Origin of the sequence: Streptomyces sp. NPDC059695, assembly GCF_042733785.1 — a bacterium.
In the GTDB taxonomy this organism is placed as follows: domain Bacteria; phylum Actinomycetota; class Actinomycetes; order Streptomycetales; family Streptomycetaceae; genus Streptomyces.
Genome location: NZ_JBHWFF010000017.1, coordinates 181,339 through 184,216, shown reverse-complemented (window position 1 = coordinate 184,216; position 2,878 = coordinate 181,339). Strand labels below are relative to the sequence as shown.

Here is a 2,878-nt window from a genome sequence, read left to right as displayed (position 1 = left end):
TGCGGGTTCAGGCGCTACAGCCTCTGGCGTCGGCAAGGGCGCCGTCCGTTGTGCCCACCCGTTCCGCCCCAGCGGAACGATTGCCCACAACGGCGGGGGCGAAGGCCCACAACGGCGGGGGCTAGCCCTCTGCGTTCAGGGGCATCGGGCCGTAGATCTTCGTCCCGTCCTCCGACAGCGTCACCTGGTCCGCGCCGCCGCCGAGGAGGTCACGCCAGTTCTCCCCGATCCAGCTCTCCGCGTCGCCCTGGGTGGTGAACTCCTCGGGGGTCACCACCGGCTCGACCTCCGTGCCGTCGGACTTCTCGAACCGCCACGTCCATGCCATGAAAGCCTCCTGGCGCTTGCCGGATGATCGGTTTCCTGCCCGCAGCGTAGCCGGGCGCGCACGCCTCGCGGTGGCGCGGGAGGATCTGGATGTGGAACTGACTCTGCTCGGCACCGGCGCGCCCCTCGGACTCCCCCGCCCCGACTGCCCCTGCGCCGTGTGCGCGCTGTCCCGTGGGGAGCGGGCGAGGGCCGCGACCTCGCTGCTCGTGGACGGGGCCCTGCTGCTCGATCTGACTCCCGGGGCCGCGCTCGCCGCCGCGCGGTCGGGGCATTCGCTGGTGGGGGTGCGCCAGGTGCTGCTGACGCATCCGCACGACGGGCCGGCCGTGGAGGTGCCCGCGGGGCTTCCGACGGCCGGGCGGGTGCCGGACGGACGCGAGTTGACGCTGATCAGCGGGCACCGGGTGCGGGCGGTGCCGATGGACTCCCCCGGGACCGGGTACGAGGTGACCTCGGCCGACGGCGAGCGGCTGCTCTACCTGCCGCCGGGCGGCGCGCCCGCCGGGATCGCGGACGAGCACCTGGCGCCGTACGACATGGTCGTCGCGGATGTCACGGGACGGCCGGACGGGCTCGCCCGGCTGCGCGCGACGGGTGCGGTCGGCCTGACGACCGAGGTGATCGCGGTGCACCTGGACCACGACGCGCCGACCGGCGCGGAGCTGCGCCGGCGGCTCGCGGCGGCGGGTGCGCGGGCGGTGCCGGACGGGACGACGCTGTACGTCGGCGACTACCACGAGGTGCCGGACGTGCCGCGGCGGACGCTGGTGACGGGCGGGGCCCGGTCGGGGAAGTCGGTGGAGGCGGAGCGGCGCCTGGAGACCTTCCCCGAGGTGCTGTACGTGGCGACGGGCGGGACGCGGGAGGGCGATCCGGAGTGGGCCGAGCGGGTGGGGCTGCACCGGGAGCGGCGGCCGGCGTCATGGCGTACGGCGGAGACCTGCGAGCTCGTACCGCTGCTCGCGGAGGACGGTCCCGCGCTGCTCGTCGACTGTCTGTCGCTGTGGCTGACGGACGCCATGGACCGGGTGGGTGCCTGGGACGACGAGCGGTGGCGGGACGGCGGGCAGGCGGCGCTGCGGGAGCGGACCGGGGAGCTGGTGGCCGCGGTGCGGGCGACGCGCCGGACGGTCGTGGCGGTGACGAACGAGGTCGGGTCGGGGGTGGTGCCGGCCACGGCGGCGGGGCGGCGCTTCCGGGACGAGCTGGGCCGGCTGAACGCGGCCTTCGCGGACGAGTGCGAGGAGGTCGTCCTGGTGGTCGCGGGACAGGCGCTGGTGCTGCGCGGGTAGGGTTCCGATCGCTGATGGACCTCGCTGACTTGTCACTAGGCGGTACCCGTGAACCTGGACGACTTCTCCGATCTGATCGAGCGCCCCGACGGCGGGATACGGCGTGACGCCGAGGAGCGCCGGGAGCGGCTGACCGTGCCGCCGGGCGCGCTGGGCCGGCTGGACGAGCTGGGCGAGTGGCTGTCCGCGGCGCAGGCCTCGGTGAAGGTGCGGGCGATCGAGCAGCCGAAGGTGGTGCTGTTCGCCGGCGACCACGGGGTGGCCTCGCTCGACGTGTCGGGCCGGGCGGCGGGCACGGCGCACGAACTGGTGCGGGCGGTGCTCGACGGTGCGAGCCCGGTGGCCGTGCTCGCCCGGTCGATGGCGGTGCCGGTACGGGTCGTGGACGCCGGTCTGGACTGCGATCCGGAGCTGCTGCCGGCCGATGTGGTGCGGCACCGGGTGCGGCGCGGCAGCGGCCGGATCGACGTGGCGGACGCGCTGACGGTCGAGGAGGCCGAGGCGGCGGTCCGGCTCGGGATCGCGATCGCCGACGAGGAGGCGGACTCGGGCACCGATCTGGTGGTGCTCGGGGATCTGAGTGTCGGCGGCACGACCCCGGCGTCCACGCTGATCGCGGCGCTGTGCGGGACGGACGCCTCGGTGGTGACCGGCCGGGGCGGTGCCGGGATCGACGATCTGGCGTGGATGCGCAAGTGCGCGGCGATCCGGGACGCGCTGCGGCGGGCCCGGCCGGTGCTCGGGGACCAGCTGGAGCTGCTCGCGGCGGTCGGCGGGGCGGACCTGGCGGCGATGACCGGGTTCCTGCTCCAGGCCTCGGTGCGGCGGATGCCGGTGATCCTGGACGGTGTGGTGGGTGCGGCCTGTGCGCTGGTGGCGCAGCGGGCGGCCTTCCGGGCGCCGGACTGGTGGCTGGCGGGTCAGGTGAGCGGGGAGCCGGCGCAGGCGAAGGCGCTGGACCGGATGGCGCTCAACCCTCTGCTCGACCACGGCGTCCATGTGGGTGAGGGAACCGGGGCATTGCTGGCGCTTCCCCTCGTCCAGGCCGCGGCGGCGTTCGCCGCCGAGCTGCCCGAGCGTCCGGATCCGACCACTCCGGAGGCGGACGGCGGCGCGGAGGTCTGAGCGGGCGGAGGCGGACGGACGACTCCGGGGCGGGGCCCCCCGCCGCCCCCGGGGGGGGCCCCCCGGGCGGCCGGCGGCCAGCCGCGCCGCACCATTTGGCTTTTTTTTGTGTCTTGACAGCTGTGTTGCGC

General features: G+C 75.3%; 3 protein-coding genes. 2 read left to right on the top strand and 1 reads right to left on the bottom strand.

Annotated features, from left to right (window positions below; genetic code table 11):
* Positions 1-121 precede the first annotated feature (121 nt).
* A complete protein-coding gene (locus ACFV2S_RS22460; RefSeq protein ID WP_030314349.1) occupies positions 122-328 on the bottom strand; it encodes a hypothetical protein in 207 nt (68 codons plus the stop codon).
* A gap of 91 nt (positions 329-419) precedes the next feature.
* Here ACFV2S_RS22460 and ACFV2S_RS22455 point away from each other — a divergent pair, with 91 nt between their 5' ends.
* Complete coding sequence (locus ACFV2S_RS22455) at positions 420-1,622, top strand: bifunctional adenosylcobinamide kinase/adenosylcobinamide-phosphate guanylyltransferase (protein ID WP_385561854.1); 1,203 nt, start codon at positions 420-422, stop codon at positions 1,620-1,622.
* 48 nt (positions 1,623-1,670) lie between these two features.
* Positions 1,671-2,747, top strand: coding sequence for a nicotinate-nucleotide--dimethylbenzimidazole phosphoribosyltransferase (gene cobT, locus ACFV2S_RS22450; RefSeq protein ID WP_385561850.1), 1,077 nt, complete (start codon positions 1,671-1,673; stop codon positions 2,745-2,747).
* Positions 2,748-2,878 lie beyond the last annotated feature (131 nt).